The sequence below is a fragment of the Hwanghaeella sp. genome, from assembly GCF_965227365.1.
In the GTDB taxonomy this organism is placed as follows: domain Bacteria; phylum Pseudomonadota; class Alphaproteobacteria; order UBA8366; family Aestuariispiraceae; genus Hwanghaeella.
The window spans coordinates 2,703,783-2,729,319 of the sequence record NZ_OZ245754.1 but is presented as its reverse complement, the minus strand read 5'-3'; the positions used below and the strand labels follow the sequence as shown (position 1 = coordinate 2,729,319).

Annotated in this window: 20 protein-coding genes; 12 read left to right on the top strand and 8 right to left on the bottom strand. The window is 54.0% G+C overall.

Features of this window, described 5'->3' with window-relative positions:
* Positions 1-5 precede the first annotated feature (5 nt).
* The 6 genes from ACQK2G_RS12400 (at position 6) to rfbA (ending at position 5,561) form a co-directional block, all read left to right on the top strand.
* Positions 6-380, top strand: a complete 375-nt coding sequence (locus tag ACQK2G_RS12400) for a c-type cytochrome (protein ID WP_425405343.1) — start codon at positions 6-8, stop codon at positions 378-380.
* Positions 381-606: 226 nt separating this feature from the next.
* Entirely contained in the window at positions 607-2,064 is a 1,458-nt protein-coding gene (locus ACQK2G_RS12395) for an undecaprenyl-phosphate glucose phosphotransferase (RefSeq protein WP_425405342.1), read from the top strand.
* A gap of 49 nt (positions 2,065-2,113) precedes the next feature.
* Positions 2,114-2,683: a dTDP-4-dehydrorhamnose 3,5-epimerase gene (gene rfbC, locus ACQK2G_RS12390; RefSeq protein ID WP_425405341.1), complete on the top strand. Its 570-nt coding sequence runs from the start codon at positions 2,114-2,116 to the stop codon at positions 2,681-2,683.
* A 4-nt stretch (positions 2,684-2,687) separates the two neighbouring features.
* Entirely contained in the window at positions 2,688-3,761 is a 1,074-nt protein-coding gene (gene rfbB, locus ACQK2G_RS12385) for a dTDP-glucose 4,6-dehydratase (RefSeq protein ID WP_425405340.1), read from the top strand.
* 26 nt (positions 3,762-3,787) lie between these two features.
* Entirely contained in the window at positions 3,788-4,672 is an 885-nt protein-coding gene (rfbD, locus tag ACQK2G_RS12380; protein WP_425405339.1) for a dTDP-4-dehydrorhamnose reductase, read from the top strand.
* Between the two features lie 16 nt (positions 4,673-4,688).
* Entirely contained in the window at positions 4,689-5,561 is an 873-nt protein-coding gene (gene rfbA / locus ACQK2G_RS12375) for a glucose-1-phosphate thymidylyltransferase RfbA (RefSeq protein ID WP_425405338.1), read from the top strand.
* A 108-nt stretch (positions 5,562-5,669) separates the two neighbouring features.
* Here rfbA and ACQK2G_RS12370 read toward each other — a convergent pair whose 3' ends face one another.
* From ACQK2G_RS12370 to ACQK2G_RS12335, 8 genes are all read right to left on the bottom strand, one after another.
* Positions 5,670-6,641 (bottom strand): CpsD/CapB family tyrosine-protein kinase, encoded by a 972-nt coding sequence (locus ACQK2G_RS12370; protein ID WP_425405337.1) that lies wholly within the window; start codon positions 6,639-6,641, stop codon positions 5,670-5,672.
* A gap of 114 nt (positions 6,642-6,755) precedes the next feature.
* Positions 6,756-7,388, bottom strand: coding sequence for a hypothetical protein (locus ACQK2G_RS12365; protein ID WP_425405336.1), 633 nt, complete (start codon positions 7,386-7,388; stop codon positions 6,756-6,758).
* 36 nt (positions 7,389-7,424) lie between these two features.
* Positions 7,425-9,233 carry a hypothetical protein gene (locus ACQK2G_RS12360; RefSeq protein WP_425405335.1) on the bottom strand — a complete coding sequence of 603 codons (1,809 nt, stop codon included), beginning with the start codon at positions 9,231-9,233 and terminating at the stop codon, positions 7,425-7,427.
* Positions 9,234-9,289: 56 nt separating this feature from the next.
* A complete protein-coding gene (locus tag ACQK2G_RS12355) occupies positions 9,290-10,495 on the bottom strand; it encodes a hypothetical protein (protein ID WP_425405334.1) in 1,206 nt (401 codons plus the stop codon).
* 107 nt (positions 10,496-10,602) lie between these two features.
* Entirely contained in the window at positions 10,603-11,169 is a 567-nt protein-coding gene (locus tag ACQK2G_RS12350; RefSeq protein WP_425405333.1) for a polysaccharide biosynthesis/export family protein, read from the bottom strand.
* A 591-nt stretch (positions 11,170-11,760) separates the two neighbouring features.
* On the bottom strand, positions 11,761-12,750 hold the full coding sequence (locus ACQK2G_RS12345) for a hypothetical protein (protein WP_425405332.1): 990 nt from the start codon (positions 12,748-12,750) through the stop codon (positions 11,761-11,763).
* 295 nt (positions 12,751-13,045) lie between these two features.
* Positions 13,046-14,095 (bottom strand): IS481 family transposase, encoded by a 1,050-nt coding sequence (locus ACQK2G_RS12340; protein WP_425405322.1) that lies wholly within the window; start codon positions 14,093-14,095, stop codon positions 13,046-13,048.
* Positions 14,096-15,382: 1,287 nt separating this feature from the next.
* A complete protein-coding gene (locus ACQK2G_RS12335; RefSeq protein ID WP_425405331.1) occupies positions 15,383-16,147 on the bottom strand; it encodes a VPLPA-CTERM sorting domain-containing protein in 765 nt (254 codons plus the stop codon).
* A gap of 479 nt (positions 16,148-16,626) precedes the next feature.
* Here ACQK2G_RS12335 and ACQK2G_RS12330 point away from each other — a divergent pair, with 479 nt between their 5' ends.
* The 6 genes from ACQK2G_RS12330 (at position 16,627) to ACQK2G_RS12305 (ending at position 25,329) form a co-directional block, all read left to right on the top strand.
* Complete coding sequence (locus tag ACQK2G_RS12330) at positions 16,627-19,296, top strand: cellulase family glycosylhydrolase (protein ID WP_425405330.1); 2,670 nt, start codon at positions 16,627-16,629, stop codon at positions 19,294-19,296.
* Between the two features lie 81 nt (positions 19,297-19,377).
* Positions 19,378-21,045 carry a hypothetical protein gene (locus ACQK2G_RS12325; protein WP_425405329.1) on the top strand — a complete coding sequence of 556 codons (1,668 nt, stop codon included), beginning with the start codon at positions 19,378-19,380 and terminating at the stop codon, positions 21,043-21,045.
* 174 nt (positions 21,046-21,219) lie between these two features.
* Positions 21,220-22,002, top strand: a complete 783-nt coding sequence (locus tag ACQK2G_RS12320; protein ID WP_425405328.1) for a WecB/TagA/CpsF family glycosyltransferase — start codon at positions 21,220-21,222, stop codon at positions 22,000-22,002.
* A gap of 143 nt (positions 22,003-22,145) precedes the next feature.
* Positions 22,146-23,384, top strand: a complete 1,239-nt coding sequence (locus ACQK2G_RS12315) for a glycosyltransferase family 4 protein (protein WP_425405327.1) — start codon at positions 22,146-22,148, stop codon at positions 23,382-23,384.
* Positions 23,377-24,297, top strand: a complete 921-nt coding sequence (locus ACQK2G_RS12310) for a glycosyltransferase (RefSeq protein ID WP_425405326.1) — start codon at positions 23,377-23,379, stop codon at positions 24,295-24,297. The genes ACQK2G_RS12315 and ACQK2G_RS12310 overlap by 8 nt, the downstream gene beginning before the upstream one ends.
* A gap of 54 nt (positions 24,298-24,351) precedes the next feature.
* Positions 24,352-25,329: a glycosyltransferase family 2 protein gene (locus ACQK2G_RS12305; RefSeq protein ID WP_425405325.1), complete on the top strand. Its 978-nt coding sequence runs from the start codon at positions 24,352-24,354 to the stop codon at positions 25,327-25,329.
* Positions 25,330-25,537: the final 208 nt, after the last annotated feature.

Sequence of the window (25,537 nt, the reverse complement as noted above, 5' to 3'; positions counted from 1 at the left end):
ATCGGATGCGGCGGACCCTGTTTTTGCTCTGGTTGGTCGTCCTGTGGATGACGGCGTCATTCTCGCCGGTTCTGGCCGACAGCGTTCTTGAGCAAGGCAAACGCGTCGCGGATCAGCACTGCTCGCGGTGTCATGTCGTCGGAGAGGCCAATCGAATGGGCGGTATCGGTTCGACGCCCAGTTTTGCGTTGCTGCGCCGGATGAACGATTGGGAGGAGCGGTATTCCTCCTTCTTCGCGCGCAACCCGCATCCGGCTTTCGTCACGGTGGAAGGTTTGTCGGGCACCAGGACCCTGCCGCCCAACGCGGCGCCCATTACATTGACGGAGGATGAGGTCGCCGCGTTGATGGCTTATGTGCGGAGTATGAACGCGGAATAGAAAAGATCGCGCCGACCGGCGGCTTTTTCACGATTTTCCCTGGCGAGAGCCGCTGAATTTTGCCCAGGACGGTCTTCTATAAGGGATCCGCTGCTGGGAGGACGCCATTTGATACATTTCCAGGTATCATATCGCATCATTATTTTAACAAGGCGTTGATTGCGGACTATTCGGAAAGTGAATACTGTCCAACCATTCCTTAAAAGGCCGTATCACCCAGCCGGATATGACAGAAAACACGAACAGTTCCACAGACCTGCGTCCTGCCTTTAGGAGGGAATCCAGTTATCCGATTTCGTCAGCGGTAGTGTCAGGCATATACGTTTGCCTGGACGGTCTATGGTTCCTGCTGTCCGGACCGGTTGTATACGGAATCTATATCGGCGGCGATATGTGGTCGGCCGACCTTTATCCGGCGGCCGTTTGCTTTGTTTGGTTGGTCGGGCTTTTTCTTTTCAGATACAGCGGCTTGTATGATTTCAATGCGATCATGGCGCCGTTCGGGAACATGGCGCAGATCATCGTCTCCTGTGCGACAGCGTTTCTGTTCCTTATGGCGGTCTTCTTTTCGCTGAAGGTCTCCGAGGATATCAGCCGAGTTTGGACGTTCAGTTATGCGTCGACCTGCGTTGTGGGAATATTCGTCACCCGCGTCATCGGGTATGTCGTCATTAACCATTTGGCCAATATCGGGGTTTTCGCGCGCAATGTGTTGATTGTTGGCGGTGGCAGGCAGGCCGAGCGCTTGCTGGAACAGTTGGACAAGGAAAAGCCCCGTTTCAATAACGTGATAGGCGTTTTTGACGATCGGCACGCCCGCATCGGGCCCAGCGTTGCGGGTATTCCCGTCCTTGGTAATCTCGACCAAATGATGCGTTTCGTCCGTTCCAACCGCGTAGACGATATCATTGTGACTTTGCCGTGGAATGCGGATGAGCGGCTCATGTCGATCATCAGTCGCCTACGGGAATTGCCGGCGAACATCCATCTCGGATCCGACCTCGTCGGGTTCCGTTTTCCGTATCGGCCGTCGCCGAACCACTTCATTGGAATTCCAATGATGCAGGTCGTGAAGACGCCCCTTTCAGGGTGGAACATCGTCGTCAAATGGCTTGAAGACCGAATTCTGAGTGCTCTTCTGATCTTGCTTTTCGCACCAGTGCTTGCCGTCGTTGCAATTGCGATACGACTGGAAAGCCCGGGGCCGGTGATCTTTCGGCAGAAGCGCTATGGTTATAACAACGAGATTTTCTACATCTTCAAGTTCCGTTCGATGTATCACGGCGGGAAGGTGCCTGAGAAAACCGTACAAGCCACCAAGGACGATCCGCGGATCACAAGGGTTGGGCGGTTCATCCGTAAGACCAGCCTCGATGAACTACCGCAATTGTTCAACGTGCTGTTCGGAGACATGTCTCTGGTCGGGCCGCGGCCGCATGCAGTCGACCACAATGAAGAATACGGCGCGCTGATTACGGGGTATTTCGCGCGCCACCGTGTGAAACCGGGAATAACCGGCTGGGCGCAAATCAACGGCCTTCGCGGGGAAACCGATACGCTGGAAAAGATGGAGGCGCGCGTCCGGTATGATACCTATTATTCGGAAAACTGGTCGCTTTTCTTCGATCTACAGATCCTTGCGCGCACGGCGATCGTTGGCTTTGTTAGCAAGAACGCTTATTGACCTTTGAGACTTGGCTCCCCGCCTGTCAGCCTGAATCCAGGACCCACGCATGATCGTCACGGAAACGAAAATTCCCGAAGTTAAACTGATTGCCGCGAAGAAGTTCGGGGATGAACGCGGATTTTTCTCCGAGACATTCAATCTGGAACGCTATCGCAATGCCGGCATATCGATGGACTGCGTGCAGGACAATCACTCTCTTTCTGGGCCCATCGGCACGGTGAGGGGGCTGCACTTTCAGATCCCGCCGAAGGCGCAGGCAAAGTTGGTGCGCGTCATACGCGGTGCCGTGTTGGATGTGGCGGTCGACATACGCAGAGGTTCGCCAACCTACGGCAAAAATGTGAGCGTGGTCATATCTGCGGCCGAGTGGAACCAACTATATATCCCAAAGGGGTTCGCGCACGGCTTCTGCACCTTGGAGCCGGACACGGAATTCCTGTACAAGGTGGATGACTACTATTCGCCGGAACACGAACGGGGACTCCAATGGGACGATCCAGATCTCAGCATTGATTGGCCCGTCGACGGGAGCAAGGCGCTCTTGAGCGCCAAGGACAAGGGGAATCCGGGATTGTCGGAATTGCCGGACTATTTCATTTACGGGGAAGAGGGATAGGCCTGTGACCGAAACCATTTTCGTTACCGGCGGTGCTGGGTTTATCGGGTCCGCTGTGGTCCGTCTGTTGATCGAAACGACTGACTACAATGTGGTGAATGTCGATAAACTGACCTACGCGGCGAACCTATCATCCCTGCTGCCTGCATCGGACAGTCCGCGTTATACCCTGGAGAAGGCGGATATCTGCGATGCGCAAGCGGTAAATGCGCTCTTCGCGAAGTATCAGCCTAGCAAGGTCATTCATTTGGCGGCGGAATCCCATGTCGACCGATCGATCGACGGTCCCGCCGAATTTATTCAGACAAATATCAACGGCACCTTTGTGTTGTTGGAAGCCGCGCTGAAATATTGGAAGGGATTGGACGACGCCTCGAAAGGCCTTTTCCGCTTTCTGCATGTGTCGACGGACGAAGTGTACGGTTCGCTAGGGACGGAAGGTTATTTCCACGAAGAGCATCAGTATCAGCCTAATTCGCCCTATTCGGCCAGCAAGGCGGCCTCAGATCATCTGGTGCGCGCCTGGCACGAAACCTTCGGTTTGCCGACCGTGATAACGAACTGCACGAACAATTACGGTCCTTACCAGTTCCCTGAAAAGCTTATCCCGGTGGTGATCCTGAAGATCTTGAAAAGGGAACGGATCCCAGTTTATGGCAAGGGTGAGAACATAAGAGACTGGCTCTACGTCGAAGACCATGCACGCGCGCTCTGGCAGGTCGTCAACGAGGGGCACCTCGGCGAGACTTATTGCATCGGAGGTGAGTGCGAAAAGCGGAACATTGAGGTCGTTCAAGCGATCTGCAATCTGATGGACGAACTGGCGCCAGATGCAGAACGAGGAAAGGCGAGAGACCTTATTTCCTTCGTCACCGACCGACCGGGCCATGACCAGCGTTATGCCATGGATATCGGTAAGATACGCCAGGAGCTCGGTTGGTCGCCCGCGGAGACCTTCGAATCAGGACTGCGTCAGACGGTCAGCTGGTATCTCGAGAACCGTGATTGGTGGCAGGCAATCCTGGATAGCCGCTATGCCGGTGAACGTTTGGGAACCGGTCAGAAGCAAGCCGGGTAAGCTAGGCGGTTAGGTGGGGTAGGGACGTGCGTATCCTTCTATTCGGCCCGAACGGCCAAGTCGGCAGCGAATTGCGAGCGCTTTCCTGGGAACGTGGTCTGGAACTCATACCGGTCGGGCGTGACGATGCAGACCTGTCGAAGGCCGGTTCTGCGGAGGAGGTCATCCGTCGTGAAATGCCGGACGTGGTTGTCAACGCGGCGGCCTATACCGCGGTGGACAAGGCCGAGAGCGAGCCGGCGCTTGCGAAAGCAGTGAATGCCGATGCACCGGGCGGCATGGCCCGCGCCTGTGCGGATCTGGGTATACCATTGATCCATGTATCAACCGATTTCGTCTTTGATGGGACCAAGGCTGGCCCATATGCGGAAGATGATCCGACGGCCCCTCTTTCTGTTTACGGACAGTCGAAACTCGACGGAGAAGCGGCGGTAAGGGAAACGCTTCCGGCCCACCTTATCCTGCGCACTGCCTGGGTGTTTTCGCCATACGGGAACAACTTTCTGAAGACCATGCTGCGATTGGGCGCGGAACGCGATCAACTGGGCATCGTCAACGATCAAACTGGCTGCCCGACCTCGGCCGCAGGGATCGCGCGAACCATCCGGACCGTGATCGACAGGCTGCATTCCGGTGAAGCCCTACAGCCGGGAACCTATCATTACTGCGGGGATGAACCGGTAACGTGGTTCGGGTTTGCCAACGCGATTTTTAACGCAGCGGGCGACCGATTGCCGGGCGGGGTCACGGTCAACCCGATCGGTACGGCCGATTACCCGACGCCGGCGCACCGGCCGGCGAATTCCGTCATGTCTTGCGCAAAGATACGGTCGGTATACGGTATTGAACCGGACGATTGGCGGCACTCTGTCATGGCCGTCGTCGACCGGCTTTTGGAAAATGTGTCTTGAGTAGGGGAGTGTAGCGGTGAAGGGCATCATTCTGGCTGGCGGCAGTGGAACCCGCCTTTATCCGGCAACCCATGTCGTCAGCAAACAGTTGCTGCCTATCTATGACAAACCGCTGATCTATTATCCTCTCAGCAGTCTGATGCTCGCTGGCATTCGTGACGTGCTGATCATCACCCGGCCCGACGAGGCGCATCATTTTGAACGCGTTCTAGGTGATGGCTCACAATGGGGGATGAACATCCAATACGCTGTTCAACCGGAGCCGAAAGGTATCGCTCAAGCCTTCCTGATCGGGAAGGAATTCATCGATGGTAGCCCGACGACACTCGTCCTTGGTGATAACATCTTCTATGGGCACGGCATTCCGGAAACTCTTTATCGGATGACCCAGTCGAAGAAGGGCGCGACGGTGCTGGCTTACTGGGTTAACGACCCGGAACGCTACGGCGTGCTTGAATTTGACCAATCCGGCAAGGCGATCGGCATTCAGGAAAAGCCCGATCCTGCGCCCTCGAACTGGGCCGTTACGGGCTATTATTGCTATGACGAACGGGTCGTGGATATTGCGGAGAACCTAAAGCCGTCTGCGCGTGGTGAACTGGAAATCACGGATGTGAACGCCTGGTACCTCGAGAAAGGCGATTTGGCGGTTGAAAAGCTCGGCCGAGGCTATGCCTGGTTCGACACCGGCACTCATCAATCCATGCTGGATGCCTGCAATTTCGTTGCCCTTCTGGAGGCTCGGCAGGGCATGAAACTCGCCTGCGTTGAGGAAATTGCCTATCACATGGGGTACATCAGCTTAGAGAAACTGCAGGAACATGCGGAATCGTTGAAGAAATCTGGCTATGGGCAGTATCTGCTGTCGGTTTGCAGCGGGCAGCGCTAATCTGGGCATGGGACACTTCGACCCGGTTTCAAATGGAAATCTGAAATCGTGACGGACTTTTCATTGAGAGTGTCCATTAGTTCTATTTCCTGGGCAGTAACTTTTTCATTATGGAGCGAGACTACGAATATCTTCCCCCTTATTAAGCACGGTCCCAATTACATTCGTGTTCTGCAAAAGATTCAACGAAGCTTTTACTTCCGATTTCGTCGACTGGCCGCTGGCGACGACAAGAAGGACACAATCCACCTGAGGCAGGAATGCCAATGCGTCGTCCGTTGTCAGGAGTGGCGGAAGATCGAAGATAACCATTCGAGACTCGTAACGGTTTCTAATATCCGAGACCATCTCCTGCATTTTTCTGGTCATGAGCGTTTCAGCTGCGTTCAGCACCGCTTTGTGGTTCGGTAGAAGTGTCAAACGCGGAATACCAGGGTTCACGAAAACGTCGGAGAGGGAAACGTCGCCGTTCAGGAAATCAACGAGGGATACCGTTTCCGGCAGGCCCAGATACTCGGCGACTTGTGGGTCTCTCAGATCGAAGTCGGCCAACAGGACGGTTTGCTCCGTTTGATGCGCGATACTGAACGCAAGGTTCAGGCCGACAGTTGTCTTGCCGCAGCTGGCTGTGGGCGACGTAATAGCAAGCGTCCGCCAGCCGTGATCGCGCATAATCCTCAAAACCTGCGTGCGAAGGCGATCAAAACTGACCGTCCGGACATCTGATTTGCTGAACGATATGATCCGGTTTCGTTCCAGTTGGTTCGGATCGAGATGAACTACTCGCGTTTGCTTGTATTTGATCGCGGCGACGGGATTGTCGGCTGTGCTGGTGGTCGGCAGAGCCGAACCGGCCGTCTGTGTCACCGGGGGCTGCTCAACAGCACCCTCACCCCTTCCTGTTTCGGCCGGGACGAGTGATCCTGCAGCCTCTGCCGCCGTCTCATCGGCCCCGGATTGCCGGGCGGCGGTCGTTAACGAACCGGCCGTCTGGTCACGGGGCTCTTGGCGCTTCTCCTGCGCTTCGTTTTCTTCGCGCTGCGCCCTGGCGCGCATCACTGCTTCTTTTATCCGCTCCACCTATACCTCGTCCTAATCACCAGCCAAAAATCCGTCGCCGCACGTCGTCATCGATGCGTCATTTGCTAACGAAGACCGTGCACCGACACCTCAATATACCTAACTTCACCAAGCTTAAATCTCCTGAGCCAATTGTTTGATCAAATCCCATATATTCTCAGCCCACGAGAGCGCACTTTGGAAAGCCCAACGAGCGGTTTCCGCCACAACTCCCTCCGGTGCCGATATGATCAACCAAACTTCATCGAGCGAGAGAAAAAAGTAATGTACGACGACTAACCCCGCTATCGCGATCAGGAGCATAGCCCATGTTATTCGTCGCGCGATGCGGGGCTTGGGCTTTGGTGCCCTTTTTGCGGGAGATGGTGGAGGGTCGTCATTGTCCCTTAGATGGCTGTCAGGCTCTTGCGAACCGGAGCTGTCTCCAACATTCGTCGTTTCGACAAGCTCCAACTCATCTTTGATCTCCAGCTCGCCTGCAGGCTCTTCCTCGTAATCGTCACGGTGCTGCAGGAGGGGGCCACCGACTGCCGGTTCTTCCGGGTGCTCTTCCTGTCTCGGCTCGCTCTCGGGTTCTAGCCGATCGTGATCAATATCTGCTACGGAGACTGCTCCGGCGAGGGCGTCAGTGTCATTCGACTCCTCAACATGACCAGAGTTTCGCGACCCTAGATCGTTGACAGGATGGCCTTCTCGGAAGGCTTTGTCCGATTTTGCCTTCGCCAATGCCTCTCTAATCTTCTCCAAGTCTGAAGGCCCTTATTCATCAAGGTGCAGAGTGCTTCAGGTAAATCGAGCCATGACCTTATAGAAAACTTCGTCGAGCGGCATGTAAAAGACATGGATCGCCCCTAAAGCTGCGAAAACTAACACGATCCCGCCAAGAGCGATAAGAAACCGTGTTCGCTTGCGTGTTCTGCTTTCCTGCGCCGTTACGATATAGGGAACAATTGCGAGTGGCTCTACCATCATTACTGAGGTCAGCATGTTCGCGCCGCGAATGCTGCCGTCAATAAATTCGATCCCGACTATACCGGCAACACCCGCCGCCAAGGACAGAGCGAAGCCCATCATGACCATTTTCTTGCGGTTGGGTTTGATCGGCTCATCAGGAAGCGTGGGTGGTTCCACCAAGACAAACCGTTCCGCCTTACTGGCTTCTTCAACATTCTCCGCAATCTGAGCTTCCATCGCCTTGGCGCGGACTTCGTTGTATTTTTGCTGGGCGTTCTCGTAGTCGCGATTAAGCGACCTTAATGCACGATCCACGAGAGGTGTCTGCAGGATAGTTTGTTCAACTTCCCTCAGTCGGTCACGAAGCGCTTGTTTTTGCTCTTCCAAGGACGCTATTCGCTCATTCGTCACTCCAATTTTTGCTTCGACATTGGCTACGTTCAGCTTGAGTTCCGCCTTCGCGCGCTCTCGCTCAACCTTCGCCTGTTCCTCTGCCAGAGAGGCCTGCTGCTGCTGCCTCAAGACCCGCGGGTCAACGCCTTCCATTGCGGCAAGCCTTAGAGACTCTTTGAGTGCGTCAATTTCAGCGGTCAAAACCGTTACTCTCGCCGAATTGCCTGCGTCTTCTTCCGCTTTCCGTTCGTCTTCCAGACGCTGGATTTGAACTGCCGTACCGGAAACGCCCCCCTCGGCAATGATTTGGTCCTCCAACTCTTCAATTTGGCGCGACAAATACTTCAGGTCCGGATGGGACGGGGCATACTTTGCCTTGGCTGTCTTGTATTCAGCCTTGAGCGCCTCCAGTTCGGGGTTTGCCAGATCCAACGTCTCAATCGACGTGTCCGTCTCAAACGGCAGCATAACGGGAGGCGGGTTAAACTGCCCTAGACCAGATTTCAAGGCAGCCAATTGGATGTCGAGGAACCGCAGTTCTTCCTGATGCGCTTTGATTTCTCGGTTCGTTTCCCTGATTTGGTTCTCTGTCCGTTCTCGAATTCCGATCCGAATGTCCAGGTTTTCGGGCAAGGCGGAGGCATTTTCCTGTTTGTAGTTCGCGATCTTGGACTCGATCTCGGCGAGATGATCTTCGAGTTTCTGTGCTTCCTGGTTCAGGAAGTCCGTTGTTTCAGTCGCGATCTTTGTGCGTGTTTTGACGTTTTCATCCATGAACAGCGTCACGATCTCATTGGCGACACGCGCGGCGATCTGCGGCGAGCCGTGTTCGAACGAGACCGTAAACGCAATCGTCTGGGCGCCGCGGCCGCCGCCCGAACTGACGAAACTAACGCGGGATGATGAGCGCATCCTCGAGACGATTTCCGTAGAAGAAAGCTTTCCGTCACCGCCACGAAACACGCCGAACTCATTGGCTACCCGGATCAGATTCGTTCTCGTCATGACCCGCTGTTTGATGACTTCGATACGCTCTCTTGCAGCGCTGTCAACAGAACCGGCGACGATTTCCTTGGAGATTTGGGGGGACTCGATAAGGATAACCCCGGTTGACTGATACAGGGGCGGCAGAAGCGTCGCGACGCCTATGCTGGCGCCGAAGAGCAACACGAAGGGGACCAGCAGAAAAAGCCACCGTTTTTTGAGTATGGTTACATAGTCTGATAATTGGAATTCAGTTTCCATGAGTTATAGCTCACTTGGTAAATACATGCTGTATCGAGACTGTCCGGCACTTAAAATCAATTGAACGGATGAGTATAGGTCACGGCCACAGTTGCGCGTCTCGTGTTTACCGATCCCTGATTGTCGGTGTCCTCCCATAGTTCCCGATAGGAGAAACGAGCGTTTAGATTTTCCGCAAATGTCCAATTTAGGAACGGATCCGCGCGATACTGCATCTCTTTAGTGGTTCCGGCGAGGTTTTCTGAAATCGATTGTACGACGTTCACTGTAAATCCTAGCACGACGTCAGGGCTTACGTCGTGAGACATATTGAAGCCGAGCCGACGCGCTTCAAGGTCATCGTTTTCCCGCCATAGGCCGTCAATTCCCGCGCGTGTGGTCGCGGACAAAGCATGCGCAATATCAAACCCCAATGACCTGCTTTCCCGCAATTCTCCATCGTCACTAGGGGTGACATCCCTGTTTCCGGTCAACCGAAGTACGTATTCTTCGAAGGTTTTTTCGTAGCTGGCATCGAAAGTCACCTTACGCTCGCTGCCGGTTCTCAGCATGCCAACGGTCAGGTTGTAAGTGCTGGTATCGTTCAGCTGATGATTAATGCCCATGCTCGTTTCGATCACATTCGTCGGCTCTGTATCCGCTGGTTCGAATTTCCGATATTCAACGCGCGGCGTAATCGTAATGACATCACTCCAGTCATATGACACGCCCGTAGCCACGGTCGTATTCGTGAAATCGGTGGAGTTGCCGCCGGAAAACGAAACGGCCCGAAACGAATCCTCCAGGAATAGCGACATTCGATCGGACCAATCGTACTCGAAACGCGTTGTGAGACTAACGTCATCCACCTGCACATCATTGCTGACCGAAGCGCTATCGGCATCCGTCGTCAATTCGTTATCATTGAACTCCGTATTGTCGAACGCGCTCAGTGAGTAGTCCAAACTACCGGACAGGCGCACACGATCCAGATCGACATCCCCGGCGACGGTCGTATCGTAGCGCAAGGAATCCGGCGTTATCGTTTCATCGCTGGTTCGGACGAAAGTGGCTCCGAGATCGAAATCGAGACCATAAGTCTCTCCGTCCCATTCACCGACCCATCCCGGAGACAATTGCCGTTCAGCTACATGCGTCTTATTGCTGCGCCGAAGTTCCGGGTTTGTCTCATAAGATCCTTGGATCGAAAGCCTGCCGGTCGACGTAAAATCTGCGGCATTTGCGCCGTGGGAGAGGGCACCGAACGTGGCGATCGTGGTCAATGGGCAGGTCGATATACAAACTGCCAAGCGTAAGACTCGCACGGAGTCCTTGCGTCTTTCGCTTCGGTGCCTTCGACTCGCCAGCATTTTCCAGAAACAACTCTATTTTAGGGGATAATGATTACATCCCCGGGCTGGAGCAGCATTGTTGCCTTTTCCGCGTTTTTACCGTCGACCAGATCATCGTAATCGAAGGAAATGTATTCGGCGGTGGCGCCTTGCCCGCGCAGAACCTTGATTTCGTCCAGTTCCGCAAAGCGGTCGAATGCACCCACCACGCTTAAAATCTGTGAGATTGTGGTCGGTGCACTCATAATGAACGGGCCGGTTCCGGCTGCTTTCCCCACGACGAAAACCCGGTTGCCGGTAACGGCACTGACAGACACAGTCACGACCGGTTCGGCGAGGTAATCGCTCAGCTTTTCCACCAGAAGCGCTTCGACCTGCGGTGTCGTCAGTCCTTGCACATGCACACGACCGGCTAGCGGAAAGGTAATATTGCCGTCCGGTAGGATCGTCAGCTCCCTATCGAGGATTTCCTCCCGCCACACCGAAATCTGCAACTGGTCTCCTGGAAGCAGCTTGTAGCCATCGGTGTCGTCGGCATTTGCCGAAGCTGCCAGAGCAACAACCTGCATAAAAGCCGCGACGAGCAGAAGAGTAAGTCGTGACACGTGAACAACTCCGTCTGTTACAGAACGTCCGTCGCCAGTTAATTCATATGCTGGCACAGACTCCACCTAGTACTTAACATGCAAAGGAACCCTGCCGAAACCAAATCTTTGTACTATCAGGGACATAGTCTTCGCTGATTCTAGAAAACTGTAAGTAAGTATAGTTTCCCGCGAACATCTACCGATTTAAATTAGATTATCCTGATTATAGCGGCCTTGCTGGTCAGGGAGACCCCGCAGCATTCTCTAGATTTAGTGAAAAATTGGTGAAGATGGAACGCCAGGCCGCACTATTCTTGGCGAAAGCACTTGGCATCAACAGGTGGACCGAAAGGTCTGGGTTCTTTGCCTCTGTCGGCTGCCAACGCTGGGGGCCGATTCATAGGGACAACGATGACCAATCCTGGCGATTCTCCTGGTATCAACAGAATACGGGAGTGGCTACCCGAGCTCACAACAATGACACGGTCGATCATTGCATGCCATCGTTCAACCGCTAGGCCCTTTAGCTCCGTTTAGCAGCCGCAAGTCTATAGTGCCTAGTAGAACCTGTATTCTAGAGAACAGCACTTTATCGGCTTGATGTAAGTCTCACTCTTCAGACTGCTTCAGCTGTTTTTCCGCTCGTGCCTGCAACACATGCTGCTGAAATCCCTCTGCGGCATGTATGGTTTCAGCCCTCATTTCGTAGTTTCTCGGTGCCGAATACACTGCAAGGCATAAGACCAGCGGCAAAAGGAAAGTGCGCGCTTTGCCCCTGGTTCCGAACGCTGCGATCATTACGAGCGTTGGCATCCAATGCAATGAGTAGATAAATGTTTCACTTGTTCCATAAAGGCAGTGAAGAACAAATTGCCCACAGACGAACAAGGCGAGTACTGGCCCAACCGACCGTTCCCCTCTCTCGCGACACGCGTGATAGAACCCGTAACAAAGTATAGAAAGCCAAACGCCCCAAGCCGCGAACACGCTCACATTGATTGACTGACTGACGTCACTACTCAATCTCAACGTCGGATAAGTTCGTTCCTTCCACGTGGCAATTCCTTCCTGCACTGCAAGAGGAGAAAATGAGTCGAAAACGAACTGACGCATGGCAAAGGGCCAATTGGCGGGCCTGATGTATCTCTGTTCTTCAACTAGATCCAAGAAGAACCCAGCGCTTGGGAAGAGAAACTTTTGTACTGACCAGATAGCAGCAACAACAACCAGCGCCTTTGCAGCGACTACCGCCGCGTTTTTGATGCCGAGAGAGTAGGAAGTGCTGGCAAGTCCCGCCATCCAGTTCGTCGTAGTCAATGACAAACTCACAATGTTCGCGACCAAATGCCAGTGATGGTTCGAACGAAGCATCGGGACAGACAGAATAAGGAACGGGACCAAGATCGTCGTGGCGCCAAAAGCAAAGCTCTCAGGTATGTGCGCCCAAAATACAAAAGAGCCGCTGGAAACTAACAAAGAAATGAATATCAACGAATCTAAATGACGCTTTGTAATAGCGTACAGAAGGTAATACGTCGCAATTATTAACATTCCCGCATTGATTGCCGCCATTAGAGAGAATGCAGTGATCTTCTCCAAGCCCAATTTCTTGTGCATCGCTATGGTTGGTACCGATACACCGATTGAAAATAATGGATGGACTTTTGTTCTGTAATGATCGCTGAACCGGTCTGTGATGTTGTCCCAAATTCTAGGTATGTCGGACCCAAAATAGGTGTCCTGTAGCTCCCAATCCAATAAGACCGCTGGTAAAGAAGTTGCCGATTGATAAACGAATACAGCGCAAGATAGTGCTGCTAGAGCAGCAATTGATATTCTTAGACTGTACTGAGCGAGTAATCCCCTGACAGTCTCGGCTCCGCGCGGGATCAGGTTACGCGGCTTTTCTTGTTGTGTCCTCCTTTCCGTTTTTGGGTTTTGTCAGACCGTCGATGAAGACGGTTATTGGCGTCCTTCCCTTCATGTTGCGGCCCTGGTGCGGTCGCTTGGTGTTGTAGGTTTCGAGGAAGGCGTCGAGGTCTTCCTGCATCTCGTCCACGCTCTCGTAGAACTTGGTCCGGCCCATGACGCGGAAGTGCTCGTCGAGGAGCGTCCTGTGGAGACGTTCGACGTAGCCGTTGGACTGCGGCCGGCGCACCTTGGTGGTGCGGTGCTCGATCTCCTCCAGTTGCAGGAAGAGTTCGAAGGGGTGCCGGTCGGGTCGACCGCAATATTCGCGGCCATTGTCGCTGAGGACGGTGGTGATCTTCGCGCCGTGGGCCTCGAAGGTGGGGATCACATCGTTGTTCATGACGTGGACCGCGGTGACCGGGAGCTTCGATGTGTAGAGCCTGCCCCAGGCGTAGCGCGAGAAGCAGTCGATGACGGTCTGAAGGTAGACCTTGCCGATCCCCTTCAAAGTGCCGACGAAGAAGGTGTCGACAGCCACCAGGTCGCCGGTGTGCCTTGTCTCGATATGGCGCTCCCGGAACTCTGGACTGAACCGCTCCAACAGCCGAACCTGCTCGGGCGTCAGGTCGATCTTCCGACCGGACACATGCTTCTCCAGCCGAAGCAGGCGCTCATGTCGGGTCAGAAGGTTGTGTCGCGCCCAGACACCCCGGACTCCGCCGGAGGAGACTTGGATTCCTTTCAGCACCAGTTCGTGAGCGACCCGCAGCGGTCCGTGGCTGGGATGGGCGAGCGCGTGGTCGAGCACCGCCTGTTCGACTTCCTCCGACACCCGGTTCGGATGCGGCCCCCTGGCGCCGGGCAGACGGTCGATCAGCCCTTGGGCGCCATAGGTCTGAAAGTTCCGGCGGATCTCATAGAACTGCTGGCGGGAATATCCCATGATCCGGCACGCCTTCGAGACGTTGTCCAGATCAGTCGCCAATTCCAGCAAACTCAGCTTGCGACGTGCTACTTTGTCCCTCGTGGTCATGTCTTGCTCCTGAAGGTTGGATGTTGTCTTCGCAAACAAATCCTAACCCCTTCGCGGAGCGGCATGGCCACACCTCTTTCCGACTCTCAATGCCGGACCAGGATGGACCTAACTGTCAGGGGAATACTGTCTCAGCTCACTTAGACGTTGGCCCGTTTTTCCTTCGTAACACTCACGGATAATCCTCCACGCGATGTTCATCGGGCTAGATCCCGTCGGACTACCAAACAAGTTCGAGTATTGCTGGCATTTCGCGTCGCAAGCAGTTGGTTGAATGTTGTTTGATCATTCATTTGGTTGCAGCAGGTTTGAGGGAGAATCCTTAGGTAGTATTAATATTAGTGCAGATTACAAAAAAATGTAAGGGGATTTGGATGCAAGTGGGGTTCCACGTGCGCACAGATGAATCGGACCTGGGAGCTCTACAGGTGAATAGCCGCTGGAGACGGTTCTTAATTTGTGCTTCAGCGATTTTTGTTGAGCGGGCTATGCTGTGAGGCTGGTTGGCGCTACCAAAGATAATAGGCGTAGCTACGAAGAGTTTGCTTCAATTCTGCTATACATCCCGGCACAGAGGCCACTTACCCTGCGGCGTTTTTCGTGCCGGAAGCGATCTCTTGTGCTGGAGTATTCGGCTTAAGCCGGCGGCCGCGCAATGCATGGGCCCCGAACTGATGTCGTGGATTGAGTTCGTGTTCGTCTGGCGTTTGAGATCGCTCTCTCAGGGCCGGCCGAAGTTGGTGTACCATAGCCTCCGCCTGGTCCTTACAGTCGGCATGGTGTTTTTGGAGGGGCTGGCAACATCTTCGGGGATACCCGGATGATGTACCGCTCAAGCCGAAGTCTTCGGTCGACAAATACGTTGTGCTACTTGTCAACCTCTGCCTGCCAACGACTTCAGTGTCTTACCGGTCGCCACCGTCCTACCGCCGGAACCGGCGTTGCTCAAATGAAGCGAGCATGCTCCCACCGCTTTGAGAGGATAATTTAATTCCCTGCCCTTCCGTCGAATTTCCGAAACATGTCGACCGGTAGCAGAGGCAACAGGAACAGATACTCTGACCACAAACGCGCTGTTCCACTACGCGTTCCGCCTGCGCCGTTAGAATGGTGAATTGACGGCGTTGGTCACTATCCTCAACTGACAAAAGCAGGCAGGGAAGAGGCAGACGGGGTCACAAAAAAAGAAATGAGGGGTTTCCCCCTCATTTCTCAATTTCATTGGTAACCAACCGGATGCTTAACGGGGCCTCATTGAAAGCATCAGGCTAGCCCCGTTGGTTGGTCTTACGCACCCAGGCGACGACGTCCCAGGAAACCGAGGCCGAGCAACGCGCTGACCAGCAGCATCAACGGAGCCGGAAGCGGAACGTTGGTAACCGTAACCGTGTAACTCGGATTGTTTTCACCGGGCGTTACAAACGCGCTACCCGAAACGATCGCGAGAATGTTGGTCGCACCGGCAAGATCCTTCAGGAACGGCTGATCGCCAAGAACTGGGACCGGGTTGAAGTTCGCATCACCAGTTACGCTGTCCGTGAAGGACTGGGTCGAAATCACGGAAGCCGTGTTCAACTCGGTCTGGCCAATCGAGAACACGCCGGCAGAAGATGAGCCAAGACCCGTCACGTCGACAAAGGTGACGCGGAAGTCGAGAAACCCGATATCGGAGAACGACGTCGGGAAAAATTCCTGCAGCGATACGCTGAGGCCGACCTTACCGGACAGCGACGTGTCGAAATAGAAGGCATTGCTGAACCCGTTCGAACCGCCAGCCTGCTGAGCTTGTGCGACAGACTTGTCGGCCGTGCTCAACACGCGGTCGTTTACGTTAGTTGACACGTTGTCATAAGTGATCGCGCCGAAGTCGAATTTACCCGAAGTGAGCAAGTCATTTCCGAAGTCATTTGCTTTGAAATCACCGTCGGCAATATGGCCGAAGTCGGCGACCAAGGTCGAAATGTTGACCGGCACGGCGTTCGCGGAACCGGCCGCGAACAGTGTAAGAGCAGCTACGCCAGCCGCGCCTACGAGTTTTTTGCATGAAAGCATAATAAAGACCCCCTTGGAGTACAGTGAAGTGGAACCTCAACGACGCTTTGGGTGTAACATGGGCTCGTTGCAAGTCAATTGACGGCGCAGACTACATATTCAACTGCTGTTAATAATGCTCGGGACTTTGGATAAAACCTGCAAAATGACAACGGTGGTTAATAATCAGACCGATTTCGCACAAATTTGTGCTCGGTTACGCTCTTCGTTTCCGCAACATATCATCCCGGATTGATGATGTGACTAGTCGGAGAACCGCGCACATAATGGGAAAGAGTTGTATTCCGCGGTTGGGCTAACCGGGGACGGCCGTATTCGGTCCGAACGAAAGTGTCAGTAACCCGGGTTTTCTGTCGACAGTTGCGGGCGATACACGGTTTTTCGAACAATCCCCTCGAATGTTGTCGATGGATCGATTGGCGGGACTGTAACGATGCACCGGTTACCGATTTCGACTGCATATCAATCCTGACGGTGGCTTGATCGAAAACAAGTTCTCTCGCGATAGAGTGTTGCAAATCCTTGGCGATGAAAGCGCTCTAAAGCATGATTGTATAAAACGGAGCCATGCCGTCGTGCGATGCAACCTTCAATTTCTTTTGGCGATCTTCGTCTGTGGTGTTGTCTTTTTGTCGGGGAGGGAGGCGCGGGCGGAAAGCCGGCTCATCCTTAACGACGAAGGGCTTTTCAAGTTTGAACACGAGTCAGTTGATGTTGTCTCCTCGCGCTTTGTTTTCTGGCGGGACGAATGGAAATGGGTCGGGCTGGGCCTGAAGCAGCAAACCAATTCGGGCCAACGGTCTTTCGGAAACAGCAATGGTACTGAATGGCTGTCGCTGCAAACTGATGTCCCGGCAATCTCATCAATGGAACTGTCCTGGACGATCAATATCGATTTGCCGCCGACTTCGGAGGGACGCGTATACGGCGGCATATCGTTCAGATTGAATACACGGCCTTTTTCTTCAGATGGGGCAGACCTTTGGCCGGTTTTGGATGAAGATCAAAAAGGGTGGCGTCTGAAACTGGGCGATGCCGGTCCCACCTTGACGGTTCGATTCGACAGGCAGCCCGTTAAAATTGCTTTCGAGCGGGGTGGGCCCAAAGAAATCAGAGCTTACCTGGTGGCCAAGAAGGAAGCGTCCGCCCAGCAATCGATCGAGATGAAGGTCAGTTTGGACGGCGTGGAGGACGCTGCACTCGCTCAACGCCCGGAGTTCGAACCCGTCGACAATACGAAGTGGCGCAAGGGGATCGTCGCATGGGATCGTTTCCCGGTCGATTTGAGTTTTTTGAACTCGGATCATCTTCCTGCTGGTCGGCATGGTCGTGTCAGGTCGGATGGTGACCGTCTGGTATTTGGAGACGGCACTCCCGCCCGCTTCTGGGGGACAAATATTACCGCCTACTCGCTTTTTCGGACTCTGCTGACGAAGGAATGCGAACCGGCGAAACGGATCGCGGCGCTCGGATATAATCTCGTTCGCATCCATCACCATGACTCTGAATGGGTTCAGCCAAACATTTTCGGCGATGCGAAAGGTGATACTGGCCGTCTTTCATCCAAATCACTCGCCGCTTTGGATCGTTGGATTGCCTGCCTTCAACAACAGGGAATCTATGTTTGGCTCGACTTGCATGTCGGAAGGACGATCAGCAAGTCGGACGGAATGGAGCATTTCGAAGAAGCGAGAAAGGGAAAAAACCGCGCGAACTTGAAGGGGTTCAATTATGTGAATGACAGCATTGTCAATCTCATGAAGCGGTTCAATGAGCAGTATCTCAATCATGTCAACGAAGTGACAGGTGTTGCTTACAAGGACGATCCTTCGATCGTCGCCATGTTGATAACGAACGAAAACGACCTGACACATCATTTCGGCAATGCTCTACTCCCTGACAAGAATGTTCCGATCCACAATAAGATTTATATGGCTAAGGCAAAGGCTTTCGCCGAACGTTGGCAACTCGATTGGAATCGGGTTTGGCGATCCTGGGAGTTCGGACCTTCGAAGCTTTTCCTTTCTGATCTAGAACATCAATTCAACGATCGCATGATTGCCCAATTGAGATCGCTGGGGACAGAAGCTCTCCTGGCGACAACCAATACATGGGGCGCGATGTCGCTCGCCGGTCACTTCTCGCTGACCGATGGCGACATAATTGACGTGCATTCCTATGGGGGCCCGGCACCTCTTCGCGCCAATCCCAATTTCAAGAGCACGTTGGTGGATTGGATCTCGGCCGGACAGGTCGAAGGTATGCCGATTTCTGTGACTGAATGGGGAATGGGCAGTCACCCCGTCAAAGGCCGTGCGTCCTTGCCGCCGCAAGTGGCTGCGGTCGCTGCTCTGCAGGGATGGGATGCGTTGATGCATTACGCTTATTTTCAGGGGCCACCTGGTTCCAATTCACGTCCACGCAATTGGCAGGCTTTTGACGACCCGGCAATTCTCTCGCTCATGCCGGCGGCCGCGTTGATGTATCGCCAAGGTCATGTGAGCGAAGCCAAGAAGACCTACGCGCTCGATTTCGGTGAAAAACTGATCAATGAAAAAATCGACCCGACAACCTCGGCGGCGATCCGGACTTTGACCGAGCAAAGCAAAGTGGTGGTTCGACTGCCTCGACCTCAAGCCTTGCCGTGGTTGAAGAAGGCGAGGAGCCTGCGGGGCGCAATCCCTGTAAAAAATCCAGATCGCCGGTTCCTGGCGACAGATGCTGAGGCGATTGTTTCAGATACCGGAGAATACAAGCGGAACTGGCGCGAGGGTGTGTTTCGCGTGGATACGCCGAGAACGCAGATGGTTGGCGGTTGGATTGGCGGCAGGACAGCTGCGTTGAGTGAGGTTCAAATCGAATCCAGAACACCATATGCGGCAGTGTCCGTACAAAGCCTTACCGAGGCGCCAATTTCCCGATCTCAACGATTGTTGATCTCTATGGGCGCGCAGTCCGTTCCTCAGGGCAAGCACTACATCTCCGAACCGGTGCTGGCGACCATTTCGATAAAGGCGTCGCCGGGGTTGACCCTTTCCCGATTGACTGCAACCGGGAAAAAGAAGGCGGTTCCGGTGGACTATGACGGATCTTCTTATAGGATTGATACGTCTGAACATCCGACCACGTGGTGGTATCTGCTCGAATAGCCGCTGGATTGATAGAGGCATCCTTCCTTAAACCTGATATCTGCGGATTTACCGCTCGGATGACGTGTCGAAAGGAATTCTATGAAACGAATTTTGGAGAACGGCTCCAGGCTCCAAGTCAATCGCCGGCAGGTGCTGCTCGGCACGAGTGCGGTTGCCTTTTCGCAGCTTGTGGCTCTTCCTGCGTGCGGGGCGACGGGTATCAGTGTGTTCGACCAACCGATCATCATCCAAGCTCATGTGCACGCGGCGGTGCAGTTGCAGCGCAAGAAGTATAAGGAAGCCGCAGGCATATTGCAGGAACTGGCGAAACGATTTCCTGAACATGGAGACACGCAATTCCTTCAAGCTGTGACTGCGTTCAGGTTGCTGGATTTTGGTAAAGGGAGGTCGTTCGTCGAGGCCGCCATACGCAATGGTTTTGGGAATCCGGACCAACTTCGAACAGAGGATGCATTCAGGAGTGTTCGTAAGCGCCCTTGGTTCGTGGAAGCCGTCATGGCCGCCGAAGAGAATGCACTATCCGCTTCTACCAACCGTAACCTCGAAATAGTGCCAACTCCGATCATCGCGGGAGAGCAGGCGGAGGTCACCGAACGAAACACGACTTGGGACCCTTCTACGGGGTTGTTGCTGGTGAATTTTTCTGGGCCGAGCCAACCGCCGCCAGGGGAAGTCCTGGGGCAGACCATACCCGTCCACAAACGCGTTAACGATTTATACGCAGCCGGTCAAGTTGCCGGGAACGGCGGCGATGTATACCTCAATTTGGACCGCGGTCATTCCATGCAGGTCAGGCAGAGTTTGTTTAAGCAGTTTGCCACAGTCACCTTCCCTGACTCTGCGAAAAAGAATCAATTGGACTACAGCTTCAACCTCTTTTGGTTTATTAATCGCCCAACTTTGGGGAATGCATCCTTGGGGGCGAACGGTCGAAGCCTCGCGCGTATGGGATTGAGTTCAACCCTGGGCTTGCGCAACGTGTATCGACAGTATCGAGGGAACCAACTGTTCATCTATCCAGCGGTAAATGATCACTTGCCGGAGAAGGAGGACAAGTTTCCATTCAATGTGCCGTACTTGTTCGTTTCGCAAGGCAGATCTGGATCGGATGGCAACTTCATTCGAGCCTCGGCGACGGCGCTCGCTAGCTTTTCTCCACGAGTTAAACAATTTCTTACGCAAAAAGGCCTGCTGATGCCGACTGTCCAGCAGATCCTCCGTCATTCGCTGATACCTGCGGACAACCCGGCCGCTTATCTCACTTCCGAGGCGCATTCCGTTGCGATCGACGGGAAAAAGTTGGACCTGGATCGTGTTGTAACCATGGCGAGTGAAATGCGTATCGAGAGTGTTCCGCCGCTGGTTGACCTTACCTTAGTCGGCAGGCCTTCAGGAGCAACATCGGCATTCGCAACGCCAAATGCGATCGGGGTCGTGGTCAAGGGCAAACGTGGAGCAAGCGTATCCATGTCCGTGGCGGCGACCATAACTGAGAATACTGTGCCGGCAGAGCCTGATCTCGACGTTGTGTGGACGGTAATCCAGGGCGACAAAAACAAGATATCGATTGAGAATGTGGGGTCCACGCGGAGAGCCAACATCCAGGTATCTTGGCATGATCAGTTCTTCGACCCGGCGATGCCGGATATAGCGACCAGGCGCGTGGATATTGGCGTGTTTGCAAGGCGAGGGAACTTGTTTTCGGCTCCGTCGTTTATATCCGTCGCGTTTGAAGGGCTTGTATGACGTCGATCCGCTTTGATCGGCCTTTTTGTAAAGGCTTGGAAAAATAGATGATGTCCATTGCCGGCACTGGGGAGAATGACTTCATTGCGTACCGTGGCGAAAGACTTGAGAGTGTTCCCGCAAACCTGACCAAGCCTCCGATTTTTCATGGAAATTTTATGACAGAGTGTCGAGATGGCATTTGAAGATACTGTAGCCGCTTCGTCGAAGATTAGCGTTTGCGGCGTAGGAATTGATCCTCTCGGCCTCGATGCAACGCGCACACGCGTGTTGGACATGCGAAGCCGCGAAAAATTTGGCTACGTGGTAACCCCGAATGCGCAGCATCTCGTCAATCTGGTGGAAGGTTCCGGGGAATTGAAACGCCTATACGCCGAGGCCGCGCTGTGCGTCAACGACAGCAGGGTGATTGCGAAAGTGGCGCGGATTTTACTTGGAATAAGGTTGCCGGTTTGCCCGGGCAGTGACTTGACGAGGGAAATCCTCAGCGAATTGAATGAGCAGGGCTCGGACGCGACAATCATAGGCATGGATGCTCAATTTTTTCCGAGACTGCAGGCAAAGTTTCCCAGGATAAATTTTCACCACTACAACCCGCCAATGGGATTCATCAGATCTGATGCCGAGGTTCAGTCCTGTTTGGACTTTCTGTCGGATCATCCGGCCCCGATATACTTCTTTGCGGTAGGGTTCCCTCGTCAGGAAGTTCTGGCATCACGGTTCTCAAATCAAGCAAATGCAAGGGGCGTCGGGCTTTGCATAGGGGCATCTTTGGATTTTCTCGTCGGCGCCCAGGTCCGCGCGCCTGAGTTCATGCAAAAAATCGGAATGGAATGGGCGTTCCGGCTGCTCCAGGATCCAGGCCGGATGGCAAGAAGATACCTTATCGAAAGCCCGAGGGCCTTCTGGTACTGCTGGAAATATCGCCGCGAAACTTGGGATGGTTTCCGGGAATGATTTGAACCCATGAGGATCAAAGGAACGGAAAAATTCTTATTGGGGAGTGAAATATGTGTGGACTGTATAGCCTGTACAAATATCCGCTACCTTCTATATTTCGTCGGCCGATTTCTTAATTTCATTTCAAGGGGGCAGCGACAATGGCAAGCAGAGCAGTCGCCTATATTGCGCCCGAAATACCCGGTCTTTCCGCTACTTTTGTTTACGAGGAGATTCTGGCGTTACAGGCCCGTGGATACGAAATAGTACCTTTTTCGGTTCATGTCCCAGGATCAGTTGCGAAGGACCAGCTCACACTGTCGAAAACGACAATCTATCTGTATCAAACGTCAGTAGCGCAAATTCTGATGTCATTCTGCAAGTCGTTGGTGTCTCGAGAGGTGAGGCTACTCGCGACATTGAAAATGCTCATCAGTGATTGCAGAGACCAAGGCATCTTCACACTTGATTCAGCAAAACTGGTCTATCAGTTCATCCACGCGAACCATGCTGCCATTCAAATGCTGCGTCGAGGTTGCGAACACATCCATATACATTTCGCGCATGTCCCTACTCAGATTGGAATGTATGCTTCGTCGCTTACTGGAATTCCCTTCACGTTCACTGGGCACGCAAATGACATTTTTGAACGCGGTAAACTGCTGACGCAGAAGGCCGAGCGGTCCGCAAAAATGGTGACAATCTCCCAGCACAATCGAGCCCTGTTGATTGACCAGGGCATTCAACCGGAAAAGATCGCTGTTGTTAGATGCGGAGTTAGTTTCCCAATTTCAACCGCTCCGAACCGTACCGAGCAAAAGGGAGGGTTTCGTGTTGGCAGTATTGGTCGTCTTGTCGAGAAGAAGGGGTTTGACGTCTTGATCAAAGCGTTCGCCAAGCTCCGGGCGGAGAACCCTGACGTCACGTTGGAAATCGCCGGGGACGGGCCTCTTAGAACCGAGATTGAGGAACTGATTACTGACCTTGAGCTGGCCGGTTCTATTCATTTGCTCGGTGCGATGGACCACAAGGAAGTATCGAAATGGTTGAGGAGCCTCGACCTATTTGTACTCGCATGCAAAGTAGACAGAAATGGCGATATGGACGGCATTCCGGTGGTGCTTATGGAAGCCATGTCCCAAGGGATACCGGTTGTTTCGACCAATCTCTCCGGCATACCGGAACTCATAGTGGACCACCGAACAGGACTGCTCGCTGCACCTGGAAGCGTGGAGGAGTTGTTCGAAAAAATGCGCGAAATCGGCAGCGATGACGAACTACGCGATCGTCTTGCGATCAACGCGCTCGATCACGTTGATGTGGAATTCGGACAGAAAACAAACATCGATAGACTAGAGCAAGTTTTTGCAGCGCCTGTTGGAACAGAAACCAATGTCTGACACCTATGTACTTGTCTCACCTTGCAGGAATGAGAGCACTTTTATGCGGAAGACACTTGATAGTGTCATTGCGCAAACGATCCCTCCAACACATTGGGTTATTGTTGATGACGGGTCCACCGATGAAACTCCTGAAATTTTAAGAGAATATGCCGACAAACACGATTGGATAACGGTCGTCACACGTGCCGATCGCGGGCGTCGTGCCGTCGGACCCGGGGTAATTGACGCCTTCTATTCCGGCTTGGAAACCGTTGACCTGTCGGAGTTCGATTTCCTTTGTAAGCTGGATCTGGATCTCGATTTGCCGCCCCGTTACTTCGAGATCCTGTTGAGGCGGATGGCCAACAATCCAAGGCTCGGAACCTGCAGCGGCAAGCCCTACATCTACAAGGGCGACCAGCTGGTCAGTGAGCGCAAGGGCGACGACATGTCGGTCGGCATGACCAAGTTTTACCGTACGGCGTGTTTCCAGGAGATCGGCGGTTTTGTGCGCGAGGTCATGTGGGACGGGATCGATTGCCATCGATGCCGCATGCATGGTTGGGCCGCCGTCAGCTGGGACGAGCCGGCTATCCGGTTCGTGCATCTGCGGCCAATGGGAACGAGCCAGAAAGGCGTCATGACCGGTAGAATGAGGCACGGATACGGCCAATATTTCATGGGGACCGGATTCTTCTACATGGCCGCGAGCTGCATCTTCCGGCTGGGGGAGAAGCCTTATGTCACAGGCGCCCTTGCCACATTATGGGGTTGGCTGCGCAGCGCCATCAAGAACCTACCACGATACGATGACCCGGAATTCCGCAAATTCGTGCGCGCCTATCATCGGCGCGTCCTTGTCGCGGGCAAGCAGAAGGCCATTGAGGAAATTCATGCCGCGAAGGGCATTCCCCAATTGGATTTGAGCTGATCCTGCGCGCAGGGGGCATCCGCAGGCGGAAAATGACGGTCCGGTAATGCAGCAATGAAAAGCCATAACGATATCGCCGCTGTTGTGATCGGCCGGAACGAGGGTGACCGGCTTCGCGCCTGTCTCAACAGTCTTGTCGGCCAGGTCCCGATCGTCGTCTATGTCGATAGCGGCTCTACCGACGGGTCGGTGGCCTTCGCGAAATCCGTCGGTGCGACCGTGGTTGAACTCGACATGTCCATCCCATTCACCGCCGCGCGGGCCCGGAATGCGGGATTTTGGAAGGTCTTGGATGTGGGCGGTTGCGACTATGTCCAATTCGTCGACGGCGACTGCACCCTGCAGCCGGGCTGGCTGGAAGCCGGGCGGGAAAAGATGCTGGAATCCCGGGATATCGCCGTCGTTTACGGACGCACCCGGGAGCGTCATCCCGACGCGTCGATCTACAACCGCCTTTGCGATATGGAATGGGATACGCCGGTCGGGGAAACGAAAAGCTGCGGCGGCATCGCGCTGATGCGCACCGATGCTGTGAAGGACGTGGACGGTTTCAATGCCGCCCTCATTGCCGGCGAGGAGCCTGAACTATGCGTACGGATGCGGAAAAAGGGGTGGCGGATGTTTCGGATCGGCGCAGAAATGGCCCTCCACGACGCGGCGCTCACCCGGTTCAGCCAGTACTGGAAACGCACCACGCGCGGTGGTTTCGCCGCCGCCGAGGGGGCCGCGATGCATGGCGCGGCGCCCGTTTATCACTGTGTTGTCAGAGTGATAAGAGCATTGGTTTGGGGGGTTGCTATACCAGTATTTATAGCTCTCTTGACCATTTTGATTTCGCCCTGGGCGATGCTGATGACGCTGCTGTACCCGGTCCAGGTGATCCGCATGGCTGTACGCGCGCGGAATAGTAAGGGAAGGTTTCAGAACGCGCTGCTACTGACGATTGGCAAATTCGCCGAGGCGCAGGGCATCTTCAAATACTGGTGGAGGCGCCTCACCCGCGGCGATGTTCGATTGATCGAATATAAATGACGATGGCGGGCGGCGGCGCCGGTCGGGCAGGATGGTCAAAACTATCCGGTCTATAAATGGCCAAATTAGCCAAGACGTATCCAGGCATGTCCGGGTAATTTTTGGGCTTGTATGTGCTAAAGGGACTTGGGCAAGTTAGGATGCCGACGGATTGAAGCAGGCGGCTGATCCTGCTGGCGCGTATTGGAACAGAAAAAATTCAAGACTT

Excerpts from the sequence above, each read along its gene's own strand:
- ACQK2G_RS12400 (WP_425405343.1), top strand. The coding sequence starts at position 6 with ATGCGGCGGACCCTGTTTTTGCTCTGGTTGGTCGTCCTGTGGATGACG.
- ACQK2G_RS12315 (WP_425405327.1), top strand. The coding sequence starts at position 22,146 with ATGGCAAGCAGAGCAGTCGCCTATATTGCGCCCGAAATACCCGGTCTT.
- ACQK2G_RS12320 (WP_425405328.1), top strand. The coding sequence starts at position 21,220 with ATGGCATTTGAAGATACTGTAGCCGCTTCGTCGAAGATTAGCGTTTGC.
- ACQK2G_RS12335 (WP_425405331.1), bottom strand. The coding sequence starts at position 16,147 with ATGCTTTCATGCAAAAAACTCGTAGGCGCGGCTGGCGTAGCTGCTCTT.
- rfbC (WP_425405341.1), top strand. The coding sequence starts at position 2,114 with ATGATCGTCACGGAAACGAAAATTCCCGAAGTTAAACTGATTGCCGCG.
- ACQK2G_RS12325 (WP_425405329.1), top strand. The coding sequence starts at position 19,378 with ATGAAACGAATTTTGGAGAACGGCTCCAGGCTCCAAGTCAATCGCCGG.
- ACQK2G_RS12395 (WP_425405342.1), top strand. The coding sequence starts at position 607 with ATGACAGAAAACACGAACAGTTCCACAGACCTGCGTCCTGCCTTTAGG.
- ACQK2G_RS12305 (WP_425405325.1), top strand. The coding sequence starts at position 24,352 with ATGAAAAGCCATAACGATATCGCCGCTGTTGTGATCGGCCGGAACGAG.
- ACQK2G_RS12340 (WP_425405322.1), bottom strand. The coding sequence starts at position 14,095 with ATGACCACGAGGGACAAAGTAGCACGTCGCAAGCTGAGTTTGCTGGAA.
- ACQK2G_RS12310 (WP_425405326.1), top strand. The coding sequence starts at position 23,377 with ATGTCTGACACCTATGTACTTGTCTCACCTTGCAGGAATGAGAGCACT.
- ACQK2G_RS12360 (WP_425405335.1), bottom strand. The coding sequence starts at position 9,233 with ATGGAAACTGAATTCCAATTATCAGACTATGTAACCATACTCAAAAAA.